4 protein-coding genes are annotated in these 6,602 nt (G+C 37.6%); all 4 read right to left on the bottom strand.

The features are described from left to right. A partial coding sequence (locus tag ACTBZY_RS16900; protein WP_463047527.1) for a sensor histidine kinase occupies positions 1–2,893 on the bottom strand: 2,893 nt, incomplete at its 3' end. A gap of 145 nt (positions 2,894–3,038) precedes the next feature. Then, a complete protein-coding gene (locus ACTBZY_RS16895; protein WP_463047526.1) occupies positions 3,039–4,577 on the bottom strand; it encodes an SDR family NAD(P)-dependent oxidoreductase in 1,539 nt (512 codons plus the stop codon). A gap of 96 nt (positions 4,578–4,673) precedes the next feature. Continuing rightward, positions 4,674–5,258, bottom strand: coding sequence for a CHRD domain-containing protein (locus tag ACTBZY_RS16890; RefSeq protein ID WP_463047525.1), 585 nt, complete (start codon positions 5,256–5,258; stop codon positions 4,674–4,676). A 198-nt stretch (positions 5,259–5,456) separates the two neighbouring features. Further along, positions 5,457–6,551 carry a hypothetical protein gene (locus ACTBZY_RS16885; RefSeq protein ID WP_463047524.1) on the bottom strand — a complete coding sequence of 365 codons (1,095 nt, stop codon included), beginning with the start codon at positions 6,549–6,551 and terminating at the stop codon, positions 5,457–5,459. Positions 6,552–6,602: the final 51 nt, after the last annotated feature.

Raw genomic sequence — 6,602 nt, 5'->3', positions numbered from 1 at the left:
CCGAAAAACGTAGTTCCGAATCTTTTAAAGTTGCTTTAAATCTCACGAATCCATATTCTGGTGCAAATTTAAGTGCATTGGATAGTAAGTTCTGGATGATTTTGCCAAGCCGCCGTTCGTCTATTTTTAAGTAAACCTCAGGTACATCTATTTCTATTTGATAATCAATGTTCTTTTTTTCGGCTAGCGGAATGAATATTCGGCTATTCTTTTTAAGTAATTCTGGTAAAAAGACAGTTTGACGACTAAGTTTAACCTTGTTTGCAGTTAATCGGCTAAGCTCTAGCATTTCCGCAATTCTATCTTTCAAGATAAGGCCATTCTCATGCATAAGGGTCAAATGCTTTGGGATGTCCTTTTCTGGGATTTTTGATTTCAATAGCCTTTCCAGCGGGGATATAATAAGGGTTAATGGCGTGCGAAGCTCATGAGAAATGTTGGCAAAAAACTGATTTTTTAACTCATCTAATTCGCTAAGTTTGAGGGCTTGGTTTTCAATGGTCTCTTTGTCTTTTTTTAGTTCATCTGTCCGTTCTGCTACCGTAACTTCTAGCCTTTTGTTTTCTGTTTTTATTCTTTTATACCAATAGTATATAACGCTGATAGCAATCAAAACTAGTATCAAAATAAACCACCATTTTTGATAATAAAAGGAATCTACGTTAATGCTAGCTTTAAGGATATTAGAACTTTTAGTGTTTTCGGAGTTTTCTGCATATATCTCTATTTCATGCTTTCCAGATTCAAGAAAAGGGAATAATAGCTCGTTTCGTTTTCCATTGTCTATCCAGGAGCCATTATTTATTCGATAAAAATAATTCAGATTTTTATTGTTTACAGCTGAGCTGGCCGAATACCGAAGTCTCAAATACCTTCGTTGTGCTGGTATTTCTAGGTTAATATTATCTTCAAAGTATCCACTTGATTCTGCATATTCCTCTTGGTCTTTTTGACTTTGTGAAATATTGCTGAAAAACAATCGAAAGGCTGAATTCTGGCTTTCAAATTTATCGGTTTGAATAATACTTAATCCGTCCACCGTTCCAATGTACATTTTGTGGTATTCATCATCGTAAAAAGATGAAAATCGGTTGCTTTCTGGGTGACTTAAACTGGATTTATCCAGAAAACTAAAAGCTTTTGTGATTGGGTTAAAAACTGCAACACCTTCGAAAGTGGCAATCCAGAGTTTACCATCGGGAGATGCTGTGATGGTGGCTACTCCACTATTTAAGTTATAGGCCTCCAGTTCTTTTAACTCTTTTCCATTCCATTTATTTCGGCTTAGTTTTCCGTTTTCATACCCAAACCAGAATATATCTTCACTTTCTTTATACCCAGAAATTACGTCTTTAGTTGTAGTGTCTACAATGCTTACGGAACCGGCCACATCATCGTATAATAAAAAGCCTCCATCGCCAAAAAGTAAAGCTTTGTTTTCATCTTTTAGCGTAATCTGGCTTTGAATATAGCCGTATGCAGGATAAACACTGGTGCCTTTTCTTGTCCTACTAATTGGGTTTATACTAAGCAAATAGTTTTTATCAATAACCGCTATAATAGACTTATTTGCCATACGGAAAGCATTACGTAAATTCTCTATTGGGATACTTTCTTTACTTTTAAACCCATCATAGAATATCGAGAACCCTTTTAAACTACTAATCCAAATGTTTTCTTTTTGGTCTTTGTAAAAACCTCTGTTCTGTGTGAAGATATCATCTGCCTTGAATTCCTCCAGAAACGCCTTCCCTTTTCCCGTTTGGCGGTCAATAAGAAAAAGACCATCATGCTCAGAGCCCACCAAAACTTCTTCGTCGTTTAGTGGGTAAATAGCTCTTAAACTGGCACCTCGGAATAAAGTTGTAACGTAGTTATTCTCAAAACTAACTTTGAAAAGGCCACCTTCATGGCCTATCCAGACATTTTTATCAAAGTCCGTAGAGGCTAATGAAAGCGGAGTATTTGGCAGTTTATGTTCTACACATCTACCTTTCTCTGATTTGAAATAGAAGGTTAAGTCATTGTCACAAGCGTTTTTTCCTACGGTTTGACGAACAACAGAGTTTCCATGATTATCGGAGTACCATTGCCCATAATTTTCGCCTAGAGAAGCATTAAATGCTCCAAAATCCCCTGTTTCTGTATTTAGAACTTGTATAGAAGGAATAATATGTTCAAAGTTTATAACCAGTTTGCCTTCCACAATTTCTTTTGTTTCAAAAAAGAAATCCGGCATTTGATAGCGATGTGCATCTACTTGAATATTGCTACTATTGAATTCTCTGACCTTTTTTCCTATTAGGTCAAAAACCTCTAAACCGTTTTTGTTTTTGAAAGTGTAAATAAGTCCGTTGGCCTGTGCTATGTTTTGATATCGACCTGTTTTTTCAAACAACAAATGCTGTTGACCATCACGGTATTCATAAAAACTTGTCTTACCTGATTCTGAATTACCAATCGAAAAAAGGCCTTGGCTTGAAGGATGAATGGCATTGATATCCATCGTTTTTTCTCCTACTTCACTAAGGGAATTCGTTAGTATATCATAGATGTAGAGGTTTATAATTCCTTCTTTAGAAATGGCGGGATGGAAAATTAGCAGTTTGTTTTTTTTGTACGGATATATAGTAAAACGAACCGAGGAAGGGAATGAACCGGGTAAGTTTATAAGTTCGTAAGAATTGTACCCATCAAAAAGGTTTAAGGAAGCTGTGATCTTGTACTTTTTGAAAATCCTTTTTTCTAGTCGGGTAATGTAATAGATTTTTCCCTCTTCAGTGGGGTGAATAGCATATACCTGACTTTGGTCAATTAACTCCGTGCTGACTTGTCCAAGAGCAGATAGATTAAAGAAAACAAGACAAGCAAAAAGAGAAAGTTTTATAGGCATATAAATAGCTCTTTTTATTCTAAGTAAGAAATCTAGGGAAATTAGAGAATAAAATCCTCAATCAGATCAACTTTCTAAAGAGATTGGACTATTTGAAATATGCTGAATAAGGTATTTCAGTTATGATGGCAACGTATTCTGTCTATTACCAATCCGTAGGCTTATAGTCTTTCAGGAATTTGCCGCACCAGTGCTTTCCTGTATTTATACCATCAAAAAGTGGGTCTAAAACTCTGGCGGCTCCATCTACTATATCTAGCGGAGGTTGAAAATCATGCAGTTCTTGTTTTCTTTTTGCTAGCAAAGCAGGGTCTTCGTCTGTTACCCAGCCCGTGTCTACCGCGTTGGTATATATGCCGTATTTAGCAAAATCAGAAGAGGAAGTAAGCGTCATCATATTCAATGCCGCTTTGGCCATGTTGGTATGTGGATGTCTATCTTCCTTATGCCATTTATGAAATTTACCTTCCATGGCAGACACATTGATAATATGTTTCATGCCTGTATTTTCCTTTTTCATGATATTGACCAAGCGGTTGCAAAGCACAAAAGGAGCTACAGAATTGACCAACTGAACTTCCAACATTTCGTTGGTATGAATTTCACCAAGTTTCAGTCGCCAGCTATTCGTTTTTCTTAAGTCTACTTGCTGTAAATCGGCATCTAATTGACCAACAGGGAAGACCTCATCCGTTGGCAAAGAATCATCAATACTATAGGGAATTTGCGAAAGCTGAGCAGAAGCACTTAGGCCTATACCTAGCTGTTTTCCATGCCAACTTACGGGCAAATTCTTTTGTTCTTTATCAGAGAAGCTACTGCTCAAGGTTCTTAATTCACTAAGGCAAGCGTTGTGGTCAGATAATAGCTTCTGAGCCAAAAGTGGCAATTCATCTGTAGGCAAAAGCTCATTAGCCATCATGTGATGGTAAAAACCTGCTGGCCTTCTTACGGTTTGAGCAGCATTGTTAATCAGAATATCTAGTTTAGAATAACGCTGTTCTATTAAATTACAGAATATCTCTACACTAGGAATATGTCTCAGGTCAAGGCCATGAATTTTTAATCGGTCGCCCCATTCTGCAAAATCAGGTTCTTTAGCAAAACGTATGGCTGAGTCTACAGGAAAACGTGTGGTGGCTATCACCGTGGCTCCTGCACGAAGCATAATAAGCGTGATATGGTAACCGATTTTTAGACGAGAGCCTGTGACTAAGGCAAATTGTCCAGTAAGGTCTGCCGTTTGAAAACGTTTGGCATAGTTGAAGTCGCCACAGTCAGGACACATGGTGTCATAAAAATGATGAAGTATGTCAAAAGGCTCTTTGCAAACATAGCATTGTCTTGGTGTATCCAGTTTTACCTGCTGCGTTTCTTTGCCCGTTAGGGCTATCATGGTAGGGGCAGTGAAAATACTGGCTTCCCTCGCCGAGCGAATTCCCGTGGTTTTTCTCGCTTCCTTGTCTTTTTGTTTTGCCCGCTGTTTGTATAGCTTTTTGGCCTCTTTTTTTCTTCGAGAAAGCTCTTCTTTATCTGGCAGTGCAAATAAACCCGCAGCCTTAATTAGAGCAAGGCGTTTATCTTCAGGAATGTCAATTATTTGAGAAGTGTTGGAATTGAGCTTTTGTAAAACCGCCAAACACTCCTCTATCTGTTCCTGACTCACCTTTTCTGTATTGCCCATTTTCTAAATAAATTGAAAGGCAAAATTAGGGATAAATATCATTGGAACCTTTGAATGTTAAGGAACGACAAATTTATTCTGCTTAAAATACTTTTCCTACGGACAGGCTAATGGTGTCGCGGTTAAAATACCTGCATCACTCACTTGTATTCTAAAACAAGAGCCATTTGGAGATTTCATGATTACACCTCTTGTGCTATCTTTTATAAAGAAATCGCCAGATGCCACTTCTAGTTCTTTGCTGGCAGCTGGAGGAGGTAGCGTTAAAGCCAGTTGACCTCTAATTTCACCACCGCCAAATGAACTGCTATGTAAATTGATGTATACGTTTCCAGCAATAAGATCAGCCTCATCAGATTCTGACACCGTAAATGTGCCAGCAATGGTACCTGAATAGCTTCCGGTGGTAGGATTAAGATTAATGATAACACCGCCATTTATGCCTGCTGCAGCTTTGTGCAAATGAGAAGCCGTGAGCGTTCCTGTTAAATTAGCGTAGGAGGCATTGATGGTAATTTGATTGGTGGTAGCATCGTATGTTCCCGTCAAACTACCCGATCCTTCGGTCTCTGTAGGTGGCACTTCATTGTTTCCATTGATATTCGCTATTACAGAATAAGTCTGAGACTTGCCTAAAGAGCTTATAAATAGGAAAAAGAAGAGTAGAGATAGTGATTTCATAAATTAATGTTGAATAAGTTTTATAACAAACGGAGTCAAAATATACATTTAATCGCTTGTTTCAATGGTATACATAAACAGTTTTTACGGAGTGTTAAGTGTTTTCTTCTTGTTAGTCGCTCTAGATAAAGGTCTTAAAAGCAGAAAGGCGACCTAGGTAAAACCTAAATCGCCTTTTTGTATACTGGAAGAGTAAACCTACTTTTGGGTAATTTCTTTCATTTTATTGAAGAAAGATTTCTTTCTTTCAGAACTAATAGCCCAGTCAACTGGTACACTTTGGAAACCGTTTTCAAAGCCTTCATTTTCCATTCTGAAATCAAAATAACCCCAAGAAACATAATTCTTAGTGGCAGTAACAAAATTGCAGGTATCAGACTCAAAGTTAAAATGGTCGTCTTCGTTTATCACGATTGGCTTAGGCGATTTTACTATAGCCTTTACATTTTCAATAAAGCCAAGCATTTTGGTTTGTGTTGCCACTCCATTTCCGTGAATTAAGATAAAGTCGGCAATATCTGCTACTTCTTGACTCGGTACTTTCCCGCCAGAGAAAGAAGTACTTGCCAATAGTTTTTGTCCCTTGATTTCGGTGTCTTGTACACGTTTTATCAATTCGTGAATTCTTGCTGTTTGCAAAATTTCGTGGTCGTATTGAATGTCCGTTTCATTATTAAGTTCAATGATAACATTGGTGTATCCATGCTCTAAAATCCATTTGGTAATATTATCTGTGGCATTTATTACTGCCGCTTCGTCTTCTAAAAATTGGTCTTGACCAAAGTAGAAGTAACCTAGAATAACGACCATGTTTAGTTCGTCAGCCTTGTTTAGAATACGCTCCAGTCTGGTAATATAATCTGCTTTTAGCTCACCTTTTGGATCAAAGGCGGTGTTTATCCAGCCTTTGTTTCCGTAACCTAATGGACTTCCGCCTTGTAGGTTTAGGGTGAATGCATCCAAGCCATGGTTTTTCCATGAAGGCATGGCGGCTATAAACTCATTGGTGTTTCTGTCAGTATCCCATGTTTTAGTATCTGGGTAAACAAAATTATCTTTTGTCTCAGGATTGGTGTCATTGAAAATTCCTTGCACCATGCGAGAGTTAAAAAGCAACCCTTCAATTTTTTGGTCTTGATATACGAGGCCCTTATGCGTAAGTTCACCATTAATTAGAAATTGATTCCCTGAGATACTTACTTTAGTACTCTTCTTAGCAGTAGTACTGTTTTTGGAGTCGGCACAGGAAAAAATAACGAATGGAAGAAGAAGTATTAAAAGTGTTTTTTTCATTTGAATTATATTTAACTTGAGTTGAATTTATTTGGCGACTAGCACCTTTTA

The organism is Arcticibacterium sp. (assembly GCF_055134445.1).
This window is presented reverse-complemented; position numbering and strand designations above follow the sequence as displayed.